At 70.2% G+C, this 23,560-nt stretch carries 17 protein-coding genes; 15 read left to right on the top strand and 2 right to left on the bottom strand.

Annotated features, from left to right (window positions below):
• The first annotated feature begins 54 nt into the window (after positions 1-54).
• Positions 55-1,059, top strand: a complete 1,005-nt coding sequence (locus PUW82_RS00375; protein WP_274220402.1) for an ABC transporter permease — start codon at positions 55-57, stop codon at positions 1,057-1,059.
• Complete coding sequence (locus tag PUW82_RS00370) at positions 1,056-2,009, top strand: ABC transporter permease (protein WP_274220401.1); 954 nt, start codon at positions 1,056-1,058, stop codon at positions 2,007-2,009. Before PUW82_RS00375 ends, PUW82_RS00370 begins: the two co-directional genes overlap by 4 nt.
• Before the next feature lie 72 nt (positions 2,010-2,081).
• Here the strand turns inward: PUW82_RS00370 and PUW82_RS00365 are convergent, their stop codons facing one another.
• Positions 2,082-3,803 carry a dipeptide ABC transporter ATP-binding protein gene (locus tag PUW82_RS00365; RefSeq protein ID WP_274220400.1) on the bottom strand — a complete coding sequence of 574 codons (1,722 nt, stop codon included), beginning with the start codon at positions 3,801-3,803 and terminating at the stop codon, positions 2,082-2,084.
• Positions 3,804-3,888: 85 nt separating this feature from the next.
• Here PUW82_RS00365 and pxpA point away from each other — a divergent pair, with 85 nt between their 5' ends.
• The 6 genes from pxpA (at position 3,889) to PUW82_RS00335 (ending at position 15,295) form a co-directional block, all read left to right on the top strand.
• A complete protein-coding gene (gene pxpA / locus PUW82_RS00360; protein ID WP_274220399.1) occupies positions 3,889-4,635 on the top strand; it encodes a 5-oxoprolinase subunit PxpA in 747 nt (248 codons plus the stop codon).
• A gap of 31 nt (positions 4,636-4,666) precedes the next feature.
• Positions 4,667-6,223, top strand: coding sequence for a 5-oxoprolinase subunit B/C family protein (locus tag PUW82_RS00355; RefSeq protein ID WP_274220398.1), 1,557 nt, complete (start codon positions 4,667-4,669; stop codon positions 6,221-6,223).
• A 76-nt stretch (positions 6,224-6,299) separates the two neighbouring features.
• Positions 6,300-6,923: a hypothetical protein gene (locus PUW82_RS00350; protein ID WP_274220397.1), complete on the top strand. Its 624-nt coding sequence runs from the start codon at positions 6,300-6,302 to the stop codon at positions 6,921-6,923.
• Positions 6,924-7,208: 285 nt separating this feature from the next.
• A complete protein-coding gene (gene rpoB / locus PUW82_RS00345; RefSeq protein WP_274220396.1) occupies positions 7,209-10,703 on the top strand; it encodes a DNA-directed RNA polymerase subunit beta in 3,495 nt (1,164 codons plus the stop codon).
• Positions 10,704-10,744: 41 nt separating this feature from the next.
• Positions 10,745-14,617, top strand: a complete 3,873-nt coding sequence (locus PUW82_RS00340; RefSeq protein ID WP_274220395.1) for a DNA-directed RNA polymerase subunit beta' — start codon at positions 10,745-10,747, stop codon at positions 14,615-14,617.
• Positions 14,618-14,713: 96 nt separating this feature from the next.
• Positions 14,714-15,295: a hypothetical protein gene (locus PUW82_RS00335; RefSeq protein WP_274220394.1), complete on the top strand. Its 582-nt coding sequence runs from the start codon at positions 14,714-14,716 to the stop codon at positions 15,293-15,295.
• 34 nt (positions 15,296-15,329) lie between these two features.
• Here the strand turns inward: PUW82_RS00335 and PUW82_RS00330 are convergent, their stop codons facing one another.
• On the bottom strand, positions 15,330-15,983 hold the full coding sequence (locus PUW82_RS00330; protein WP_274220393.1) for a hypothetical protein: 654 nt from the start codon (positions 15,981-15,983) through the stop codon (positions 15,330-15,332).
• Between the two features lie 131 nt (positions 15,984-16,114).
• On the opposite strand from PUW82_RS00330, the gene PUW82_RS00325 reads away from it, so the two are divergent.
• The 7 genes from PUW82_RS00325 (at position 16,115) to fusA (ending at position 23,459) form a co-directional block, all read left to right on the top strand.
• The gene (locus PUW82_RS00325) at positions 16,115-17,254 is read left to right on the top strand and encodes an ABC transporter (RefSeq protein WP_274220392.1); all 1,140 of its coding nucleotides are present in this window, start codon (positions 16,115-16,117) and stop codon (positions 17,252-17,254) included.
• The gene (locus tag PUW82_RS00320; protein WP_274220391.1) at positions 17,254-17,727 is read left to right on the top strand and encodes a DUF6121 family protein; all 474 of its coding nucleotides are present in this window, start codon (positions 17,254-17,256) and stop codon (positions 17,725-17,727) included. Before PUW82_RS00325 ends, PUW82_RS00320 begins: the two co-directional genes overlap by 1 nt.
• Positions 17,728-17,772: 45 nt before the next feature.
• Positions 17,773-18,435 (top strand): spermidine/putrescine ABC transporter substrate-binding protein, encoded by a 663-nt coding sequence (locus PUW82_RS00315; RefSeq protein ID WP_274220390.1) that lies wholly within the window; start codon positions 17,773-17,775, stop codon positions 18,433-18,435.
• A gap of 40 nt (positions 18,436-18,475) precedes the next feature.
• A complete protein-coding gene (locus PUW82_RS00310; protein ID WP_274220389.1) occupies positions 18,476-20,170 on the top strand; it encodes a DUF5684 domain-containing protein in 1,695 nt (564 codons plus the stop codon).
• Between the two features lie 260 nt (positions 20,171-20,430).
• Positions 20,431-20,799, top strand: a complete 369-nt coding sequence (gene rpsL / locus PUW82_RS00305; protein WP_018171438.1) for a 30S ribosomal protein S12 — start codon at positions 20,431-20,433, stop codon at positions 20,797-20,799.
• Between the two features lie 5 nt (positions 20,800-20,804).
• Positions 20,805-21,275 (top strand): 30S ribosomal protein S7, encoded by a 471-nt coding sequence (gene rpsG / locus PUW82_RS00300; RefSeq protein WP_023954027.1) that lies wholly within the window; start codon positions 20,805-20,807, stop codon positions 21,273-21,275.
• Positions 21,276-21,344: 69 nt separating this feature from the next.
• Positions 21,345-23,459: an elongation factor G gene (gene fusA, locus PUW82_RS00295; protein WP_274220388.1), complete on the top strand. Its 2,115-nt coding sequence runs from the start codon at positions 21,345-21,347 to the stop codon at positions 23,457-23,459.
• Positions 23,460-23,560: the final 101 nt, after the last annotated feature.

Raw genomic sequence — 23,560 nt, 5'->3', positions numbered from 1 at the left:
GGCGACCGTCCCGGGCGCGAGCCCGCCCCGCACTCCTCACCGAAAGATTCCGCGTTGCTGCGAACCATCGGCCACCGGCTGCTTCTGCTGATCCCGACCCTTCTGGGCCTCAGCATCCTCCTGTTCCTCTGGGTCCGCGCTCTTCCCGGCGGACCCGCCGTCGCCCTCCTGGGCGAGAAGGCCACCCCCGCCGCCATCGAGCGGATCAACGAGCTGTACGGGTTCAACCGCCCGATCCTCGAGCAGTACGCCACTTACATGGGGCGGCTGCTCACCGGCGACTTCGGCTCCTCCATCGAGACGGGTCGGCCCGTCGTCGAGGAGTTCCTGCGCCGCTTCCCCGCCACGATCGAGCTCTCGGTCGCGGCCCTCATCATCGCCGTCGGCGTCGGCATCCCGTTGGGCTACCTCGCCGCACGCCATTACGGCAAGGTCAGCGACCACCTCGCCGTCGTGCTCAGCCTCGTCGGCGTCACCATCCCGGTGTTCTTCCTGGCGTTCATGCTCAAGTACGTCTTCGCGGTCGAGCTCGGCTGGCTGCCCTCGGACGGGCGGCAGGATCCGCGCATCGACGCGACCCATTACACGAACTTCTACGTGCTCGACGGCCTGATCACGGGTGAGTTCGACGCCGCGTGGGATGCCGTGCTGCACCTGATCCTGCCGGCGCTCGCCCTCGGCACCATCCCGCTCGCGATCATCGTCCGCATCACCCGCGCCTCGGTGCTCGAGGTGCAGAACTCCGACTACGTGCGCACGGGCCGGGCGAAGGGCATCGCGCGGCGGACGCTGCGCAGCCGGTTCATCCTGCGCAACGCGATGCTTCCGGTCGCCACGACGGTCGGCCTGCAGGTCGGACTGCTGCTCGCCGGTGCGATCCTCACCGAGACGGTGTTCGCCTTCCCGGGCATCGGCTCGTTCCTGGCCCGCGCCATTACGGCTCGTGACTTCCCCGTGCTGCAGGGCTTCATCATCTTCATCGCGATCATCTACGCGCTCATCAACCTGCTCGTCGATGTGTCGTACAGCCTGATCGACCCGAGAGTGAGGGTCTCATGAGCTCCAACGCGCTCCCTCCCGCCCCCGGTGGCGGACCCGCTACGGCCGTCGCCGAGCACGGGGTGCTCGAAGCCCGCACGGGCGGCGGCTTCTGGCACGACGTGTTCGCACGACTGCGCCGCAACCCGGTCGCCTGGGCGGGTGCGGTCATCGTGCTGCTGTTCCTGCTGGTGGCGATCCTCGCGCCGTGGCTCGCGCCCTACCCCGAGACGGCGCTCCCGGGCGCCCGCGAGGTGACGCCGACCCACATCCCGGGTCCCGGCGAGATCGCCGGCTTCCCGCTCGGGCTCGACCGCTTCGGCGGCGACGTGCTGTCGAAACTCATCTGGGGCGCGCGCGCCTCGTTGCTGATCGGTGTGATCTCGACGGCGTTCGGTCTCGCCGGCGGCATGCTGCTGGGCCTGATCGCCGGCATGTTCGGCGGCTGGGTCGACACGATCGTCATGCGCTTCGTCGACATCCTGCTGTCGGTGCCGAACCTGCTGCTCGCCGTCTCGATCGCGGCGATCCTCGGTCAGTCGCAGCTGGCGATCATGATCGCGATCGGGGCCTCGCAGGTGCCGATCTTCGCCCGCCTGCTGCGGGCGTCGATGCTGCAGCAGCGCAGCGCCGACTACATCCTGTCGGCGCAGACCCTCGGTCTGGGGCGCGGCAAGATCACGATGAGCCACGTGCTGCCCAACAGCCTGGGGCCTGTCATCGTGCAGGGGACTCTGACGCTCGCGACCGCCGTCATCGACGCCGCGGCGCTGTCGTTCCTCGGCCTCGGCGGCGGCGGCGCGGCCACGGCGGAATGGGGACGCATGCTCACGTACGCGCAGAGCGAGCTCGCCATCGCGCCGTGGCTCGCGTTCCTGCCCGGCCTGTGCATCATGATCACCGCGCTCGGCTTCACCCTGCTCGGCGAATCGCTGCGCGAGGCGATGGACCCCCGCACCCGCGCCCGCTGAGACTGCGGCACCACGAGAACGCCCCGCGCCCGCTTCAGCGGTACGCGGGGCGTTTCTCGTCGCCGGCCTCGGTCAGGAGGCGATGTCGAGCTCGTTGCCGGGGATCGATGACAGCAGCCGGCGCGTGTACGGGTCACGCGGGTTGGTGAAGATCTCCTCGCTCGAGGCGGCCTCGACGAGGGCGCCGTCCTTCATGACGCAGACGTAGTCCGAGATGAGGCGGACGACGGCGAGGTCGTGCGAGATGAAGAGGTAGCTGAGCCCGTACTCGCTCTGCAGGTCGCGCAGAAGCGTGAGGATCTGGTCCTGCACGAGCACGTCGAGCGCCGAGACCGGCTCGTCGCACACGATCAGCTCGGGGCTCAGCGCCAGGGCACGCGCGATCGCGACGCGCTGCCGCTGGCCGCCCGACAGCTCGGAGGGGTAGCGGCGCAGCATGCTCTGCGGCAGCGCGACGTCGTCGAGCAGCGAGCGGACGCGCGCGGCGCGGTCCTTCGACGAGCCGCGCTTGTAGAAGTCGAGGGGCTCGCCGATGATCCGCTCGATGGTGAACATGGGGTTCAGCGACGAGTAGGGGTCCTGGAAGATCGGCTGCACCTTCTGGCGGAACTCGCGCAGCTTCGCGCCGGTGAGGCCGGCGACATCCTGACCCTCGTAGCGGATGCTGCCCGACGTGGGCTCGACGACCTTCAGCAGCATCCGCGCCGTCGTGGTCTTGCCCGAGCCGGACTCGCCGACGATCGCGACGGTCTCACCGCGGGGGATCGCGAGCGAGACGTCGCGGACGGCCGCGAAGTCCTCCTTCTTGCCGCGGATCTTGTACAGCTTGGTGAGGTTCTCGATCTCGACGATGTTCCCGGATGCCGCTGCCGGCGAGGCCACGGTCGCCGCGGGCGTCGCGGACGCGGGCTCGCCGACGGCGGCCGGGGCGCTGACGGATGCCGGGGCGCTGACGGATGCCGCGGGGCGGTAGGCGTCGGGGCGCAGACGGACGGCGGCGACCGACGGTGCGGCCTTCACGAGCGCCTGCGTGTAGGGCTGCTGCGGGTCCTCGAGGATCTGCCGGGCGGGGCCCTGCTCGACGATGCGCCCGCGGTGCATGACGACGACGCGGGCGGCGCGCTCGGCGGCGAGTCCGAGGTCGTGGGTGATGAGCAGCACCGACGTGCCGAGCTCGCCGGTCATCCGGCCGAGCTGGTCGAGGATGGTCTTCTGCACCGTGACGTCCAGGGCGCTCGTGGGCTCGTCGGCGATGAGCAGCCGCGGGTTGCAGGCGAGGCCGATCGCGATGAGCGCGCGCTGGCGCATGCCGCCCGAGAACTCGTGCGGGTACTGCTTGGCGCGCTCGGCGGCGTCGGGCAGACCCGCGGCGGCGAGGGTCTCGACGACCTTGCGGTCGACGTCCTTGGACGTGGCGAGCCCGTGCGCGAGCAACGTCTCTGCCACCTGCGTGCCGATCTTCGACACGGGGTTGAGGTTCGACATCGGGTCCTGCGGGACGAGGCCGATCGCCCCGCCGCGGATGCGGCGCATCGTGCCCTCGGAGGCGCCGACGAGCTCCTGGCCGTCGAGCTGGATGCTGCCGCGTACGACGCGTCCGTTGCCGGGCAGCAGGCCGATCACGGCCATCGCCGTCGTGGACTTGCCCGAGCCGGACTCGCCGACGATCGCGACCGTCTCGCCGGCCGAGATCTCCAGGTCGACGCCTTCGACGGCGTGGACGGGGCCCTCGAGCGTGCGGAAGTCGACGGCCATGTCGCGCACCCGCAGCAGGGGAGTGGGGGAGTCTGTCATCTGCCCATCCTGCCCGGCCGCGGGCCCGAACGCATCGCCCCCACGCGAGCCGTTACATCGACGTAACGCGGGCTAGCGTGGGGGCATGGACCTCAACGCCGACCTGGGCGAGACCGTCGACGGCGTACCGACCGCCGACGATGGGGCCATGTTCGCGGTGGTCTCGAGCGCGTCGATCGCGTGCGGCGGTCACGCCGGCGACGAGACCGCGATGCGCGCGGCCGTCGCCGCCGCCGCCGCCGCCGGGGTCGCCGTTGGCGCGCACCCGTCGTACCTCGACCGCGCGGGCTTCGGGCGCGTGCGCATCGCCGTCGACGCCGCGGTGCTGCGCAGCCAGGTGCACGAACAGCTCGTGGCGCTCGCGGCCGCGGGCGGCGACATCCGCTACGTCAAGCCGCATGGCGCGCTCTATCACGCGGCGACCGACGACCCGGCGACCGCGGCGGCGGTGGCGCAAGCCGTGGCCGACCTGTCGGCGCAGCTCGGCCGCGCGGTTCCGATCCTCGGGCTGGGCGGCGCGCTCGCCGCCGAGGCGGGCGCGGCGGGGCTGCCGTTCCGGCACGAGGCGTTCCTCGATCGCGGCTACCTCCCCGGCGGCGGACTCGTTCCGCGCGGAGAGACCGGCGCGCTCCTGCACGACCCCGACGAGGTCGCCGAGCGCGCGCTGCGCCTCGCCGCCGAGGGGGTCGTCGTCGCGGTGTCGGGCGAGGTCGTGCGCAGCGAGGCGGTGTCGCTGTGCCTCCACGGCGACTCTCCGGGTGCGGTCGCGATGGCCCGCGCGGTGCGTGCCGCGCTGGACAGCGCAGGAGTCGACATCCGGGCGCCCTGGTGACGAGCGCGATGAGGGCGGCGAAGGCGGCACGATGAGGATGCTGCGCATGGGTGCGGATGCCGTTCTCGTCGAGGTCGGCGGCCTCACCGACGCCGTGGCGCTGCACGCCCGCCTCGTCGCCGATCCGCCGCCCGGCGTCGTCGACATCGTCCCCGCGGCGCGCACCGTGCTGGTCCGCGCCGACCCCCGCATGCTCTCGCTTGAGGGGGTGCGCGCCTGGATCACCCGGGCAGCCGCGACCGCCGCCGCGCCACCGGCGACGGCTGCCGCGGTCATCGTGCCCGTCGTCTACGACGGAGCCGACCTCGCCGAGACGGCGGCGCTGCTCGGCACGAGCGCCGATGCGCTCGCCGCGCGCCACGAGAGCACGGCATGGACGGTGGCGTTCACGGGTTTCGCTCCCGGGTTCGGCTACCTCATCGGCGACGGGTGGGACCTCGACGTCCCCCGTCGCGCCTCGCCCCGCACGCGGGTGCCGGCCGGGTCGGTGGCGCTCGCCGGAGCGTTCTCGGGGGCGTACCCGCGCGACACCCCCGGCGGCTGGCAGCTCATCGGCACGACCGACGCCGTCCTCTTCGACCCGGATGCCGCTCGGCCCGCGCTCCTCGCCCCCGGTGCCGCCGTCCGCTTCGCGGCAAGCCGGGCCGTCAGCGTCGGGCGCCGCGAGACCGAGAGCGAAAGGGCACAGCCGCCGGGGAGCGGCATCCGGGTCGTCGCGGCCGGTGCACGAGCGACGTTCCAGGATGCCGGCCGACCCGGACGCGCCGCCGAGGGCATCGCCCGCTCCGGTGCGGCCGATGCGCCCGCGTGGGCGCTCGCGAACCGCCTGCTCGGCAATCGGCCGCACGCCGCCGCGATCGAGGTCGTGCTCGGCGGGTTCCGCGCCGTGGCGGAGCGCGACCTCGCGGTCGTCGTCACCGGCGGGTGGGCACCGTTGACGATCGACGGGCGCGCTCGCGACCCGTACGTCGTTCATCCCTGGCCCGCGGGCTCGGAGCTGCGGATGGACGCGTTCCTCGCCGGTGCCCGCGCCTACCTGGCCGTGCGCGGCGGCTGGCTCGTGCCGCCCGCCGTGGGCAGCCGGTCGACCGACACGCTGTCGGGGCTCGGCCCTGCCCCCGTGCGCACGGACGACCGCGTCGCCGTGGGCGACGAGACGGCCGGCCCGATCCCCGCGCTGCCGCTGCACCCGTGGGGGCTACCCCCGGTGGCGACGGATGCCGCTCCGCTCGACATCCCGTTCGTCCCCGGCCCGCGGGGCGGCTGGATCACGATCGCGTCGCGTCGCGCCCTCGCCGCCGCGGTGTGGACGGTGTCGGCGGACGCCGATCGGGTCGGCATCCGGTTGGACGGACCGGTGCTCGACCGCGCGCGCACCGACGAGCTGCCCAGCGAGGGGATGTCGCCGGGCGCGATCCAGGTGCCGCCGTCGGGGCTGCCCGTCGTGTTCGGCGCCGACGGCCCCGTCACGGGCGGCTACCCGGTGGTCGGGGTCGTCACTGCGACGGGCCGTGCGCGACTGGCGCAGGTGCGACCGGGCGACCGGGTGCGGCTGCGGCCGACCGTGCCGCCGACGACCGGCGCGTGATCGCCGGTATGTCAAGGGGAGAACTCCCCCTGTCAAGGGCCGTCCGGGACGACGCGATTCCCCTAGCGTGTCAGCCATGACTCGCACCAGAACCACCACCGCTGCCACCCTTCTCGTCTCCGCCGCCCTGCTTCTCGCGGGCTGCGGTGGACAGTCCGGTGACGCCGAGCCCGCCGCGTCGGGGGACGCCGGCGCGTCCGCGTCGCCGTCCGCCAGCACGCCCGCCGTCGAGCCCGCCGCGGGCGAGAGCATCACCGGCACCGGCTACAGCTTCTCGGTCCCCGAGGGCTGGGGCATCCCCGAGCAGGAGCTGCCGGGCACGGAGGGCATCGACGTGTTCGTCGCGAACCTCTCCGACGCCTCGGCCGACGGGTTCGCCGACAACGTCAACGTCGTGCTCTCGCCCGCGCCGCAGGCCATCACCGCCGACCAGGTCGAGTCGCTCGGCGTCGACGAGCTCGAGGGTGCTGCGGGTGCCACCGACGTGACGGTCGAGGAGCGCACGACCGTCGCCGGCGAGGAGTCCGCGCACCTCTCGGCCGCGCTCGACCAGCAGGGCGTGCAGTACAACATCGACCAGTTCTACGCCTCGCAGGGCGACCAGACCTACGTGATCACCTTCTCGTTCAGCCCGGAGGTCACCGAGGCCGACCGCGCCGCCGTCTACGAGTCGGTGCTGGCCACCTGGACCTGGGCGTAATCGCCTCGGCCGGCCTCGTCGGCACCCGCGCCGCCCGCTCATCCGAGCGGGCGGCGCGCATTTATACCGCAGCGACCGGGGGTCGTCAAGGATAGTGCTGGACATGGCGCGTCGTGCCGCCTATAGTTGGTAGTTGCGCTCCCGTCCCCTTGCCCTCATATGGTGGTCGGCTTGTGCTCTGCGCGATTCCGCCCCGTTCAACGGCGTGAGACGCGCGAGCTGGATCGGGAGCACTCCACCTGACGACAAGGAACCGGCCCCCCTCGGGCCACGGAGGTAATCCCCTTGGCTGCTGCGAGCAACGCATCCACCACCACCCCCAAGAACGGCCGCGGCGCTTCCCGCCTCTCGTTCGCGAAGATCTCCGACAAGCTGACGGTCCCCGACCTGCTCGCGCTGCAGACGGAGTCCTTCGACTGGCTCGTCGGCAACGACACCTGGAAGGCCCGCCTCGCCGAGGCGCAGGCCGCCGGCCGCACCGACATCGCGCTGCAGAGCGGCCTCGAGGAGATCTTCGAGGAGATCTCGCCCATCGAGGACCTCGGCGAGACGATGCAGCTCTCGTTCACCAACCCCTACCTCGAGCCCGAGAAGTACTCCATCGAGGAGTGCAAGGAGCGCGGCAAGACCTACGCGGCCCCGCTCTACGTCGAGGCCGAGTTCATGAACCACCTCACCGGTGAGATCAAGACCCAGACGGTCTTCATGGGCGACTTCCCGCTCCAGACCGGCAAGGGCACCTTCATCATCAACGGCACCGAGCGCGTCGTCGTGTCGCAGCTCGTGCGTTCGCCCGGCGTCTACTTCGACAAGACGCCCGACAAGACCTCCGACAAGGACATCGTGTCGGCCCGCGTCATCCCCAGCCGTGGCGCCTGGCTCGAGTTCGAGATCGACAAGCGCGACCAGGTCGGCGTCCGCATCGACCGCAAGCGCAAGCAGTCGGTCACCGTCTTCCTCAAGGCTCTCGGCCTGACGAGCGAGGACATCATGGCCGAGTTCGCCGGGTTCGACTCGATCGAGGAGACGCTCGCGAAGGACACGATCCTCACCAAGGAGGACGCGCTCCGCGACATCTACCGCAAGCTCCGTCCGGGCGAGCAGGTCGCCGCCGAGGCCGCCCGCGCGCTGCTCGACAACTTCTACTTCAACGCCAAGCGCTACGACCTCGCCAAGGTCGGCCGGTACAAGATCAACCAGAAGCTGGGTCTCGACACCCCGATCGAGGAGTCGGTGCTCACCGTCGCCGACATCGTCGCGACCATCAAGTACCTGGTTCGTCTGCACCGCGGTGACGCGACCTTCGACGGCGTCCGCGACGGCAAGGCCGTCGAGATCCGCCTCGACACCGATGACATCGACAACTTCGGCAACCGCCGTATCCGCGCCGTCGGCGAGCTCATCCAGAACCAGGTCCGCACCGGTCTGTCGCGCATGGAGCGCGTCGTCCGCGAGCGCATGACCACGCAGGACATCGAGGCGATCACGCCGCAGACCCTGATCAACGTGCGCCCCGTCGTCGCCGCGATCAAGGAGTTCTTCGGAACGTCGCAGCTGTCGCAGTTCATGGACCAGAACAACCCGCTCGCGGGTCTGACCCACAAGCGCCGCCTGTCGGCGCTGGGTCCCGGTGGTCTGTCGCGTGAGCGCGCCGGCGTCGAGGTCCGCGACGTCCACCCCTCGCACTACGGCCGCATGTGCCCGATCGAGACCCCCGAAGGCCCGAACATCGGTCTGATCGGCTCGCTCGCGTCGTTCGCCCGCATCAACGCGTTCGGCTTCATCGAGACCCCGTACCGTCGCGTCGTCGACGGCAAGGTCACCGACGAGATCGACTACCTCACCGCCAGCGAGGAGAACGACTACGTCGTCGCGCAGGCCGGTGTCGAGCTGAACAAGGACGGCTCGTTCGTGGCCGACCGCGTCCTCGCCCGTCGCGGCAAGGGCGGCGAGGTCGACCTCTTCCCGAACGACGAGATCGGCTACATGGACGTCTCGCCGCGCCAGATGGTCTCGGTGGCGACCTCGCTCATCCCGTTCCTCGAGCACGACGACGCGAACCGCGCCCTCATGGGTGCGAACATGCAGCGTCAGGCTGTGCCGCTGCTGCGCAGCGACTCGCCGCTCGTGGGCACCGGTATGGAGGGCTACGCCGCGATCGACGCCGGTGACGTCCTCACCGCGCAGAAGGCCGGTGTCGTCTCCGAGGTCTCGGCCGACGTCGTCACCGTGCAGCTCGACGAGGGCGGCACGCAGGACTACTTCCTCCGCAAGTTCGACCGCTCGAACCAGGGCACGTCGTACAACCAGCGCGTCGTGGTCTCGGCCGGTGAGCGCGTCGAGGTCGGCGAGGTCATCGCCGACGGTCCCGCCACGGAGAACGGCGAGCTCGCGCTCGGCAAGAACCTCCTCGTCGCGTTCATGACGTGGGAGGGTCACAACTTCGAGGACGCGATCATCCTCAGCCAGGAGCTCGTGAAGAACGACACGCTCTCCTCGATCCACATCGAGGAGTACGAGGTCGACGCGCGCGACACCAAGCTCGGCAAGGAGGAGATCACCCGTGACCTCCCCAACGTCGCGCCCGACCTGCTGAAGGACCTCGACGAGCGCGGCATCATCCGCATCGGCGCCGAGGTCCGGCCCGGCGACATCCTCGTCGGCAAGGTCACGCCCAAGGGTGAGACCGAGCTGTCGGCCGAGGAGCGCCTGCTGCGCGCGATCTTCAACGAGAAGAGCCGCGAGGTCCGCGACACGTCGCTGAAGGTGCCCCACGGTGAGCAGGGCACGATCATCGCCGTCAAGGAGTTCAACGCCGAGGACGGCGACGACGAGCTCGGCTCGGGCGTCAACCGCCGCGTCGTGGTCTACATCGCCCAGAAGCGCAAGATCACCGAAGGTGACAAGCTCGCCGGCCGCCACGGCAACAAGGGTGTCATCGCGAAGATCCTCCCCGTCGAGGACATGCCCTTCCTCGCCGACGGCACGCCCGTCGACGTGGTGCTGAACCCGCTCGGCATCCCCGGTCGAATGAACTTCGGCCAGGTCCTCGAGCTGCACCTCGGATGGATCGCGGCGCAGGGCTGGAAGGTCGAGGGAACCCCCGAGTGGGCCGACCGCCTGCCCGAGATCGCCCGTGAGGCCGCCCCCGGCACCAAGGTCGCGACGCCCGTGTTCGACGGCGCGTTCGAGTCCGAGATCGCCGGTCTGCTCGACTCGACGAACCTCACCCGCGACGGCGAGCGTCTCATCGACTCCTCGGGCAAGACGAAGCTGTTCGACGGCCGCTCCGGCGAGCCGTTCCCGGCTCCGATCTCGGTCGGCTACATGTACATCCTGAAGCTGCACCACCTCGTCGACGACAAGATCCACGCGCGCTCGACGGGCCCGTACTCGATGATCACCCAGCAGCCGCTCGGTGGTAAGGCGCAGTTCGGTGGCCAGCGCTTCGGTGAGATGGAGGTGTGGGCCCTCGAGGCCTACGGCGCCGCGTACGCCCTCCAGGAGCTCCTGACGATCAAGTCCGACGACATCGTCGGCCGCGTGAAGGTCTACGAGGCCATCGTCAAGGGCGAGAACATCCAGGAGCCCGGCATCCCCGAGTCGTTCAAGGTGCTCATGAAGGAGATGCAGTCGCTCTGCCTGAACGTCGAGGTCCTCTCGGCCGATGGCACCGAGGTCAACCTCCGCGACACCGACGATGAAGCCTTCCGCGCAGCGGAGGAGCTCGGCATCAACATCTCCAGCCGTTTCGAGTCCTCGTCGATCGACGAGATCTGATCCGGCCAGGCAACGAACAGAATTCCGACACAGGAGAACTAGTGCTCGAGTCACACACCTTCGATCAGCTTCGCATCGGCCTGGCCACCGCTGACGACATCCGTCGTTGGTCCTTCGGCGAGGTCAAGAAGCCCGAAACCATCAACTACCGCACGCTCAAGCCCGAGAAGGACGGCCTCTTCGGCGAGCAGATCTTCGGGCCCTCCCGCGACTGGGAGTGCGCTTGCGGAAAGTACAAGCGCGTCCGCTTCAAGGGCATCGTCTGCGAGCGCTGCGGCGTCGAGGTCACCAAGTCCTCGGTCCGTCGCGAGCGCATGGGCCACATCGAGCTCGCCGCTCCCGTGACCCACATCTGGTACTTCAAGGGCGTGCCCTCGCGCCTCGGGTACCTGCTCGACATGGCGCCGAAGGACCTCGAGAAGGTCATCTACTTCGCCGCCTACATGGTCATCTCGGTCGACGAGGATGCGCGTCACCGCGACCTCCCGACGCACGAGAACAACCTGCGCCTCGAGATCAAGAACCTCGGCGACCGCCGTGACGCCCGCGTGGCGACGCGTCTGGCCAAGCTGGAGGAGGAGCTCGCGACCCTCGAGGCCGACGGTGCCAAGGCCGACCAGAAGAAGAAGGCCAAGGACTCCGCCGAGAAGGACATGGCGACGGTCCGCAAGAACTTCGACGAGCAGATCTCGCGCCTCGAGCGGGTGTGGGAGGAGTTCCGCTCCCTCGAGGTCGGCCAGCTCAAGCAGGAGGACGACGTCTTCCACGAGCTGCAGGACCGCTTCGGCCAGTACTTCGAGGCCTACATGGGCGCCGAGGGCATCCAGCGTCGCCTCGCGGCGTTCGACCTGGCCGCCGAGGCCGAGTCGCTGCACCTGCAGATCTCCGAGGGCAAGGGCCAGCGCAAGATCCGTGCGATCAAGCGCCTGAAGGTCGTCAACTCGTTCCTGCAGACCGGCATGTCGCCGGCCTCGATGGTGCTCGACGTCGTCCCGGTGATCCCGCCGGAGCTGCGTCCCATGGTCCAGCTCGACGGTGGCCGCTTCGCGACCTCCGACCTCAACGACCTGTACCGCCGCGTGATCAACCGCAACAACCGTCTGCGTCGTCTGATCGACCTCGGGGCTCCCGAGATCATCGTCAACAACGAGAAGCGGATGCTGCAGGAGGCCGTCGACGCGCTGTTCGACAACGGTCGTCGCGGTCGTCCCGTCACGGGTACGGGCAACCGCGCGCTGAAGTCGCTGTCCGACATGCTCAAGGGCAAGCAGGGACGTTTCCGTCAGAACCTGCTCGGAAAGCGCGTCGACTACTCGGGTCGTTCGGTCATCATCGTTGGACCCCAGCTCAAGCTGCACCAGTGCGGTCTGCCCAAGCAGATGGCGCTCGAGCTGTTCAAGCCGTTCGTGATCAAGCGCCTGATCGACCTCGGTCACTCGCAGAACATCAAGGCCGCCAAGCGCGCCGTCGAGCGCACGCGTCCCGAGGTCTGGGACGTGCTCGAGGAGATCATCCGCGAGCGTCCCGTGCTGCTCAACCGTGCACCCACCCTGCACCGCCTGGGCATCCAGGCCTTCGAGCCCCAGCTCGTCGAGGGCAAGGCGATCCAGCTGCACCCGCTCGTCTGCGCGGCGTTCAACGCCGACTTCGACGGTGACCAGATGGCCGTCCACCTGCCCCTGTCGGTCGAGGCCCAGGCCGAGGCGCGCATCCTGATGCTCGCGTCGAACAACATCCTCAAGCCGTCCGACGGTCGCCCGGTGACCCTGCCCTCGCAGGACATGATCATCGGTCTGCACCACCTGACCACGGTCATCGAGGGTGCTGCCGGTGAGGGTCGCGTGTTCGGCTCGGTCGGCGAGGCGATCCTGGCGAAGGACGAGGGCACCCTCGACCTGCAGGCCAAGGTCCGCATCCGCATCCCCGGCCTGACCTTCCTCGAGGGCGACGCCCCCGAGGGCTACGAGCGCCACGGCCTCGTGGACGCCTCGCTCGGCCAGGCGATCTTCAACGACACCCTGCCCAAGGGGTACCCGTTCGTGCGCGAGCAGGCCGACAAGGGCAAGCTGTCGCAGATCGTCAACAAGCTCGCCGAGGAGTACCCGAAGACCGAGGTCGCGGCATCCCTCGACCGCATCAAGGACGCGGGCTTCCACTGGGCGACCCGTTCGGGTGTCACCGTCGCGCTGAGCGACGTCCTGACGCCGCCGAACAAGGCCGAGATCATCTCGAAGTACGAGAAGCTCGCGTCGAAGGTCCAGGGCCAGTTCGAGAAGGGTCTCGTGACCGACGCCGAGCGTCGCCAGGAGCAGATCAAGATCTGGACCGAGGCCACCGACGAGGTGCAGGCCGCGATGAAGGCGAACTTCCCCGCCGAGAACACCATCAACCGCATGGTGTCATCGGGCGCCCGTGGTAACTGGCTGCAGATCCGGAACATCGCCGGTATCCGAGGCCTGGTCAACAACACCAAGGGCGAGATCATGCCCCGTCCGATCATCTCCTCGTACCGAGAGGGGCTGTCGGTCGCGGAGTACTTCACCGCGACGCACGGTGCTCGTAAGGGTCTGGCGGACACCGCTCTGCGTACCGCCGACTCGGGTTACCTGACCCGTCGTCTGGTGGATGTCTCGCAGGACGTCATCATCCGTGAGGACGACTGCGGCACCTCCAAGGGTCTCGAGCTTCCGATCGCCGCTCCCGGCGCCGACGGCGTGCTCATCAAGGACGCCAACGTCGAGAACTCGGTGTTCGCTCGTACGCTGGCCGCCGACGCCGTCTCGCCCTCGGGCGAGGTGCTGGCGGCTGCCGGTGACGACGTGGGCGACGTGCTCATCAACAAGCTCGTCGAGGGCGGGGTGACCTCCATCAAGGTCCGCTCGGTCCTGACCTGCGACTCGGCCGTGGGTGTCTGCGCGAAGTGCTACGGCCGTTCGCTGGCCACCGGCAAGATCGTCGACATCGGCGAGGCCGTCGGCATCATCGCGGCCCAGTCGATCGGTGAGCCCGGTACCCAGCTGACGATGCGTACCTTCCACACCGGTGGTTCGGCCTCGGCCGATGACATCACGCAGGGTCTGCCCCGCGTGCAGGAGCTCTTCGAGGCCCGTACCCCCAAGGGTGCGTCGCCGATCGCCGAGGCCAGCGGCCGCATCACGATCGACGAGACCGAGAAGGCCAAGAAGGTCATCATCACGCCGGACAACGGCGACGAGCCCTTCGTCTACCCGGTGCTCAAGCGTGCGACCCTCCTCGTCGAGGACGGCCAGCACGTCGAGGTCGGCGACCCGCTGCAGGTGGGCACGCTCGACCCGAAGGACATCATGCGCGTGCAGGGTGCCCGCGAGGTGCAGAAGTACCTCGTCGGCGGCGTGCAGGGTGTCTACCGGTCGCAGGGTGTGCCGATCCACGACAAGCACATCGAGGTCATCGTCCGTCAGATGCTGCGGAAGGTCACCGTGGTCGACCACGCCGACACGACGCTGCTCCCGGGTGAGCTGGTGGACTTCAAGAAGTACCAGCAGATCAACCGCGAGGCCGTGGCCGAGGGCAAGCGCCCCGCGTCGGGCCGCCCCGAGCTGATGGGTATCACGAAGGCGTCGCTCGCGACCGAATCGTGGCTGTCGGCCGCGTCGTTCCAGGAGACCACCCGCGTCCTCACGCAGGCGGCCATGGAGGGCAAGAGCGACCCGCTCGTCGGCCTCAAGGAGAACGTCATCATCGGAAAGCTCATCCCCGCCGGGACGGGCCTGACGAAGTACCGCAATGTCGCCGTCGAGGCGACGGAGGAAGCGAAGAGCGAGCGGTACCCCAACCGCATCTTCGCGTCGGACGGCGCGTACAGCGACGCCGACCTGAGCTACGTCGACTTCGACAGCTTCTCCACGGACGGCGACTTCACCAGCTACAACTGATCGATCGCTGATCTCGCGAAGGGCCCCGGGCATGTCCCGGGGCCCTTCGTCGTGTGTCGGGCGGGAGTGGGCCCGCGAGCCGATTAGCGTGGAGGGGTGTCGCGCATCGGGGGTCGTAACGTCGTCTTCGCCTGGGTCGTCGGCGTCGTCTGCATCGCCGTCGTCGGCACCCTGGCCGTGCTGACGCTGCCGCTCGTGACGACCGGCATGGGCCTGCTCGGCGGCAGCGGGCCCGCGGCCGAGGCGACGGCGGAGGGCGACGGCCCCGACCAATGCCGCGACCTGTACCCCGAGGCCCTGTGGGGCGCGCTGCAGTACACCCCGGGCGCGGAGCTGGCCGCCTCGACGGATGCGCCCGCCACCACCGCCGGCGCTTTCGTCGACGCTCTCGCGCCCACCGTCCGGTTCACGTGCACGTGGTCGTCCGACATCGGCTCGATCGCGACGACCGTGGCCGAGGTGGGAACGGATGCCGGTTCGATCGCGGCATCCGCTCTGCCGGGTCAGGGTTTCTCGTGCTCCGACGACGGCCAGCGCGTGCTCTGCACCCGGGCAGACGGCGACCTCATCGAGACGATCGAGGCCGGCGGCGGGCACTGGGTCTCGACATTCCAGACCGCCTGGCACCCCGAGGGCTACGCGCGGCGGGTTGGAAACGCGGTCTTCGTCGCCGAGTGAGTCCGCGGAGCTCGAGCGGGGGGCGGGCGCGGGGTCAGGGGGCCACGGGCGTCGCGGCGCCCGCGGGCCACACCGACCCGATGACGCCGTTCGTGAAGCCCTCGGGCGCGAGGTGCGAGAACTGCGTGTCGATGAGCACGCCGTCGCGGAAGTACAGGGTGCGGCCGTCGGTGACGGGGTAGCGCTCGTTCTCCCAGGTCTTCTCGCAGCGCACACCGGCATCGGGCTCGTAGCAGGTGAACCCGATGGCGGTCAGCTCGTTCATGAAGTCGATGACGGGGTTCTCGGCCGCGTGGGCGATCGTGGTGACGATCTTCGCGGTGTCGGCGCCCGGGTCCGCCCACACGCACCGCAGCGAGCCGTCGGGAAGCGACCCCGCCTCGCCGAACGCGGGGTCGTTGAGCGGGACGTTCGCCAGCGCGGTGCGCGCCGCCGGGCCGAGGATGCCGGCGCAGTCGCGCGGGATCACGGTCGTCGACCCCACCGAGCCGGATGCCGCCGGCGGCGGGCCCCCCGCCTGCACCGACCGGGTCTCGAGGGGCGTGGGTGTCGCGGTCGCGGCGGGCGCAGTCTGCTCGGGGGAGCTCGTCGCGGGGCCGGAGCCGGGCTCGGGCGCACATCCCGCCAGCAGCGCGACGGTCAGGATCAGCGCGGCCGGGGCGGAGCGGGTGAGGGCACGCGAGGTCATGGCTTCGACGATACGTCGGCGGATCGACACGGGTGCGCAGACACGTCGGCACGCCTGCGCCGCGTCTCCGCATCCCCGGGATATCCTCACGACTGCGGTGGCGCCGGCCATCGCGTGAGGAGCAGCACCGCATGAGCGACCCCAAGTACGGCGAGCCGGTCGACGAGCCGAAGCCGGTGGACGATGTCGTGGGCAGCGCCCGTGCCGGGCTCGCCGATGCAGAGGCGTCGCGCGGCGCCGTCACGGCCGATGACTGGGACAGCGCGTACGCCGGCTCGGGCGCGCTTCCCGAGCGCTCCGCGACGAACGACTCCGCGACGAACGACTACGCCGCGACCGACGCGGCCTCGACCGATCGCGCTGACCGCGACGGCGACGCCGATCGCGGCGTGACCGAACGATCGACGACCTCGTACGACGCCGCGGCCGCCCCCGCGGCATCCGCCACCGCCGCGTCCGGCAGCAATGACACGTGGAACTCGCCGAGCGAGTGGGACACGCCCCGCGACGGCGACACCACCTCTGACGCAGACACGCGGCGCGACGCCACCGACGCCTACCGCGCCGACGCCGATGCGCGGCCGGAGGCCAGCGAGACCGCGACCCGTGCCTACCGCTCCGACGACGCGTCGCGCACGGCGACCGTCAGCCCGAGCGAGCCCGTCGGCGAGTCCTCCGGCGCCGCCGCGGCCGCACCGCAGCCCCAGCCGATCTTCGTCCAGGCGCCCGAGGCGCCCACGCCCCGCGGCAACCGCGGCGCGGCGGGTGCCATCGGCCTGCTCGCGGCGATCGCCTTCGCGATCATCTACCTGGGCGCGCACCTCGGCATCGGCGCCGTGCGCGGCGACGTCACGCTCGCCAACATCGGCGACGAGGCGCTGGCCGCCGTCACCTCGTTCTGGCTCTGGGTTCCCGTCGTGGTGTTCTTCCTGGCGTTCTGGATCCTCGGTGCCTTCATCAACCGCGGACGCTGGGGCCTGTGGGTGCTCCTCGGCCTGCTCGTGGGCATCGCCTCGTACGCGGGCCACATCCTCGGGCAGCTCTTCCAGGCGCCGTTCTGGAACATCGCTCCCAGCGAGGCGCTGCGCCTCGTGGGCGAGCAGGCCTTCGCGCCGCTCGCTCTCGTGGCCCTCGTCGCCGGACGCGAGCTGACGATCTGGTTCGGCGCCTGGGTCGCCGCGCGCGGCAAGCGCGTCACCGAGCTCAACGCCGAGGCGCAGCGCGAGTACGAGCGCACTCTCGAAGCGGGACCCCAGCTGCACCGGTACTGATGGACGCCGACACCGGCGGATTGCGCCCCGGACTCGCGACCCTCTTCTCGGTCGTCGGGTTCGGGGCGCTCGCCATCTGCGGGCTCGGTGTGCTGAGCCTCGCCACGGGAGCGGATGTCGTCGCGGTGCGGGGCCTCGGCGCCCTGCCGGGCGCGGTGGGCTTCGCGCTGGCGGTCGCCGCGCTGGCCCTCGTGCTCGGCGGCGGCTTGCGCCGGCCGCATCCGTCGTACTCGCTTGCCGCGGTGGCCGCTCTCGCGGTGGTGCTCGCCTACCTCGCCGGACTGGTGGTGGCAGCGGTCGTCGTCGGGGTGGACCCGGCACGGGCGATCGCCGCGGCCGGAGCGTTCGCGCTGTCGTGGTTCGCCCTCGTGCTGGCCGCGAGCGGCGCCGTCGCCGCGTGGACGGGCGTCGCCCTCGTCCGCACGCGGGCGCAGGCGCCGCGCTGGCGCTGGGAACGCGACGAGGACGAATGACCGGCAATCCCGCTCTCGCGGGCGCGGATCGGCGACAATAGGGCCGTGGAGCGGTCGCTCGAGACCCAGGTGAGCCAGGCGGTGGATGCCTGGCTGCGCTGGCTGCCCCGGTGGCAGCCCGCGACGCATCGTGGTCGCGTCGCGCCCTGCCGGCGGTGCTTCGGCTCGCCTCTCCTGTCGGCCGCGGGTCTCGGGTCGGACGTGCCGCACGGCGTGCAGCACGGGCTCTCGACGCGGATGAAGACGATCGTCGATCAGGCCGTCGCCGCGTACACCGCCCGCAACCTCCCCATGCTTCAGGCCGAGCTCGATCAGCAGGCCGCGCGCAACCGCGCCCGCTCGTACCGTCCTGCCGAGGGGCTCGAGCCGGAGTTCGAAGGCCTGCCCCTCGACCCCGACCCCGTCCCGGGGGCGCCGTTCCTGTTCACGATCTCCGGGCTGGCCCAGGAATCGGATGCCGCCGTGCCCGACCTGCCGCCGCTCAGCGACGAGGCCAAGTCGGCCCTGCGCCAGGAGGTCGCCCTGGCCGACGACTACGCCAACATGGTCGGTCGCGAGATCTGCTCGCTGCTGCTCCACCACCGCCTCCGCGTGCAGGCCGAGATCGCGCAGCACGTCGAGCCTCAGATCGAGGCCATGCTCGCCGACCTGACGCGATCGCTCGACGCCCCGTTCGAACCCGGCGCCGACCCGGGCCGGCAGCCGTGACCGCGGGGAGGCGGCGCGCCTGGCCCTATCGTGGGATGCGATGACCACCTCCGCCAACGATTCGCTCCTCATCCTGCTCGTCGTGCTCTCGACGGTGCTCGGTGCGGTCCTCTATGTCTGGACGGCGCTCGCGCTGGCCGGGCTGTTCCGCAAGACCGACGAGCAGCCCTGGCAGGGGTGGGTGCCGGTGCTGAACATGGCCGTCGTCCTCCGGCTCGGCGGGTTCAGCCCGTGGCTCGTGCTGGTCGGCCTCGTGCCCTTCGCCGGGTGGATCGCGCTGTACGTGCTGATCGTCGTCGCGGCGCACCGCATCGGCCGTGACTTCGGCGTCGGACCGGCCATGACCGTGCTCGCCGCGTTCCTGTTCGTCGTGTGGGCCAGCATCCTGGGTCTCGGCCCCGCGTCGTGGCGCGGTCAGCGGCCGGTCGTGACGCCGCCGCCGTGGACGTTCTCCCCGCCGATGTCGGACCTCGACGTCGACGACACCATCGCGATCCCGCGTCGCACCGACGAGCCCGTCGCGCCGCCGACACTCGCGTCGCCGGTGCTGTCGCCCCACCACTTCCGCCCGGCCCCGTTGGCCTCGAGCGGTGAGGACGCTGCGGATGCCTCGGGCGCTCCGGGCGAGGATGCCGCTCCCGCAGCCCCCGCCGAGCCGGTGGCGCCCGCGCGCGAGCAGGCGCCGACGGGCCTGCAGCCCTCGCCCTGGGCCCCGCCGTCGCCGTTCGCTCCGGCCGGCGAATCCGCTCCTGCGGCGCCGAGGGCCCCGGCGCCGGCGGCGCCCGTCAGCTCCGAGCCCGTCGTGGCGCCCGAGCCCGCCCGCGCCGCGGAGCCGGTCGCACCGGAGCCCGCAGTATGGGCCGAGCCCGTCGCGCCCGCGGCCCCCGCGGCTGCCGCAGCGCCCGTACCGGCCGAGCCCGCACCCGCGGAGCCCGCCGGGACCGTGGCGCCGGCGCCGGCGCCGGCGGCATCCGTCCGTCCCGCCGCTGTGCCTGCTGCAGCCGCCGAGGTCGACGAGCCGGAGAACGAGCACACCGACGCGCGCTGGCCCTCCGAGATCGACGACGTCTCGGCGCTCTCGCCCTCGCCGTTCCCCTCGCGCGCAGCCTCCGACCGCCCCGGCGTCGTGCCCTCCCTCGCCGATCCGGATGCCGCAGGCTCGCCGCACGCGGGACGCCGCACGTGGGATGCCGTCTCGGCGAATCCCATCGCGCGGCGGGCGTTCGCCGGCACGCCGGAGGAGTTCCCCGAGCTCTCGGGCGAGGTGTCGGCGGTGATCGGCGCGCCGGCGGCCGGTGCGCCGCGCACCGCGGCCGGCGCCGTCCCCGCACAGCTGCGTCGCGCCGAGGCGAACGACGACGAGGCCGAGGTCGACCACACCGTCGTCGTCGCGCGGCGCCGCGTGTACTGGCAGCTCGTGCTCCCCGAGGGCGAGACCGTGCCGCTCACCGCCGACATCGCGATCGTCGGCCGTCAGCCGGCGCCCGACCCGGCGTTCCCCCGTGCCCAGCTCGTGCCGATCGAGGACCGGACGCGCACCGTCTCGAAGACGCACGCCCGCCTCGAGCTGCGCTCGGGCCTGTGGCACATCACCGATCTGCACTCGACGAACGGCGTCGTGCTGACGAACTTCCTCGGCACCGAGATCGAACTCGAGCCCGGATCCGATGCGCCCGCGGGGGAGCGGTTCCTCCTGGGCGACGCCGAATTGCGGATCGAGCGCCCCGGCGCCTGAGCCCCCGATACCACCGGCTCCGATCACCGTTTGCCCGCCTCGCCGCAGAGGCGTATCATTGGGCGGGTGTGCGCTCGTGCGCTCCCTGCGTCGTGCCTCGGTCCGATCAGGTCGGCGCGACGCACGCGAACCGGGATCGTCCTGCGAACAGGGCGCCCCCACGGCATATCCACCCCCTGAAAACGCAGCATTCGTGACGCGCCGGTGGATCTGTGGTGAAACCACGACGCTGTCACCGTGCAGCACAACAAGGAGAGAACGTGCCAACCATTCAGCAGTTGGTTCGCAAGGGCCGCTCGCCGAAGGTCTCGAAGACCAAGGCTCCCGCCCTGAAGGCGAACCCCCAGCAGGCGGGTGTCTGCACCCGCGTGTACACGACCACGCCCAAGAAGCCGAACTCGGCTATGCGCAAGGTCGCTCGTGTCAAGCTCCGCAACGGCACCGAGGTCACCGCGTACATCCCCGGCGAGGGCCACAACCTGCAGGAGCACTCGCTCGTGCTCGTCCGCGGCGGTCGTGTCAAGGACCTCCCCGGTGTCCGCTACAAGATCGTCCGCGGTGCGCTCGACACCCAGGCCGTCAAGAACCGTAAGCAGGCTCGCAGCCGCTACGGCGCGAAGAAGGGTTGAGTTAGATGCCTCGTAAGGGACCCGCACCCCGCCGCGTCGTCGTCAACGACCCGGTCTACGGTGCTCCGATCGTCACGCAGCTCGTGAACAAGATCCTCGTCGACGGCAAGAAGTCGATCGCCGAGTCGATCGTCTACACCGCCCTCAAGGGCGTCGAGGCCAAGAACGGCCAGGACGCCGTCGCCACGCTGAAGAAGGCGCTCGACAACGTCCGCCCCACCCTCGAGGTCAAGAGCCGCCGCGTCGGTGGCTCGACCTACCAGGTGCCGGTCGAGGTCAAGCCGCACCGCGCGAACACCCTCGCGCTGCGCTGGCTCGTCTCCTACGCGAAGGGCCGTCGTGAGAAGACGATGACCGAGCGTCTGCAGAACGAGATCCTCGACGCCTCGAACGGCCTCGGTGCCGCGGTCAAGCGCCGCGAGGACACGCACAAGATGGCCGAGTCCAACCGCGCGTTCGCGCACTACCGCTGGTAAACAGCTTCTCGGCGCCGGCCGGGGGACCCCTCCCGGCCGGCGCACCCGACAAAACGTAAGGAACAGCCCGTGGCACAAGAAGTGCTCACCGACCTCAACAAGGTCCGCAACATCGGCATCATGGCGCACATCGATGCCGGCAAGACGACGACGACCGAGCGCATCCTGTTCTACACGGGCGTCAACCACAAGCTGGGCGAGACGCACGACGGCGCCTCGACCACCGACTGGATGGAGCAGGAGAAGGAGCGCGGCATCACGATCACGTCGGCCGCCGTCACCTGCTTCTGGAACAAGAACCAGATCAACATCATCGACACCCCCGGCCACGTCGACTTCACGGTCGAGGTCGAGCGTTCGCTGCGCGTCCTCGACGGCGCCGTGGCGGTCTTCGACGGCAAGGAGGGCGTCGAGCCCCAGTCCGAGACCGTCTGGCGTCAGGCCGACAAGTACGACGTCCCCCGCATCTGCTTCGTCAACAAGATGGACAAGCTGGGCGCCGACTTCTACTTCACCGTCGACACCATCGTCAGCCGCCTGGGCGCCAAGCCGCTCGTGCTGCAGCTGCCGATCGGCGCCGAGAACGACTTCGTGGGCGTCATCGACCTCGTCGAGATGCGCGCACTGGTCTGGCCCGGCGATGCCAAGGGTGACGTGACCATGGGCGCGAAGTACGAGATCCAGGAGATCCCGGCCGACCTCGCCGACAAGGCCGCCGAGTACCGTCAGCGCCTGCTCGAGGCCGTCGCCGAGTCCGACGACGCGCTGCTCGAGAAGTTCTTCGGTGGCGAGGACCTCACCGTCGCCGAGATCAAGGGCGCCATCCGCAAGCTCACCGTCGCCGGCGAGCTCTACCCGGTGCTCTGCGGCTCGGCCTTCAAGAACCGCGGCGTCCAGCCGATGCTCGACGCGGTCGTCGACTTCCTCCCGTCGCCCCTCGACGTGCCCGCCATCGAGGCGCACGACCCGAAGGACGAAGAGAAGGTCATCGAGCGTCACCCCGACGCCAACGACCCGTTCGCCGCGCTGGCCTTCAAGGTCGCCGTGCACCCCTTCTTCGGTCGCCTCACCTACGTCCGCGTGTACTCGGGTCACCTCGACTCGGGCGCGCAGGTCGTCAACTCGACCAAGGGCAAGAAGGAGCGCATCGGAAAGATCTTCCAGATGCACGCCAACAAGGAGAACCCGGTCGACTCGCTCACCGCGGGCAACATCTACGCCGTCATCGGCCTGAAGGACACCACCACCGGTGACACCCTCGCCGACCCGGCGCAGCCCGTCGTCCTCGAGTCGATGACGTTCCCCGAGCCCGTCATCGAGGTCGCGATCGAGCCGAAGACCAAGGCCGACCAGGAGAAGCTGGGTGTCGCCATCCAGAAGCTCGCCGAAGAGGACCCGACGTTCCGCACGGAGCTCAACCCCGAGACGGGCCAGACGGTCATCAAGGGCATGGGCGAGCTGCACCTCGACATCCTCGTCGACCGCATGAAGCGCGAGTTCCGCGTCGAGGCGAACGTCGGCAAGCCCCAGGTGGCGTACCGCGAGACGATCAAGAAGACCGTCGAGCGTCACGACTACACCCACAAGAAGCAGACCGGTGGTTCGGGTCAGTTCGCGAAGATCCAGTTCGCGATCGAGCCCCTCGAGGTCACGGCCGACAAGACGTACGAGTTCGAGAACAAGGTCACCGGTGGCCGCATCCCGCGCGAGTACATCGAGCCGACCAACCAGGGCTTCCAGGACGCGATGAACGTCGGCGTGCTCGCCGGCTACCCCATCGTGGGTGTCAAGGCGATCCTCCTCGACGGTGCATCGCACGACGTCGACTCGTCCGAGATGGCGTTCAAGATCGCCGGCTCGATGGGCTTCAAGGAGGCGCTGCGCAAGGCCAACCCGGTCATCCTCGAGCCGCTGATGGCGGTCGAGGTGCGTACGCCCGAGGAGTACATGGGCGACGTCATCGGCGACCTGAACTCGCGTCGCGGTCAGATCCAGTCGATGGAGGACGGCTCGGGCATCAAGATCGTCCGCGCTCTCGTCCCGCTGTCGGAGATGTTCGGCTACATCGGCGACCTGCGGTCGAAGACCTCGGGCCGTGCCGTCTACTCCATGGAGTTCGACAGCTACTCCGAGGTCCCCCGCGCGGTGGCCGACGAGATCGTCCAGAAGAACAAGGGCGAGTAAGCCCGGACGGATGCCGGGGGCGTCAAGCTCCCGGCATCCACTCAAACTGAATATCGACCTCTCTACTAGAGTGAAAACAACCCCGTAGAGATCCGGTCGCA

The sequence above is a fragment of the Microbacterium thalli genome (assembly GCF_028737325.1).
GTDB lineage: Bacteria > Actinomycetota > Actinomycetes > Actinomycetales > Microbacteriaceae > Microbacterium > Microbacterium thalli.
This window is presented reverse-complemented; position numbering and strand designations above follow the sequence as displayed.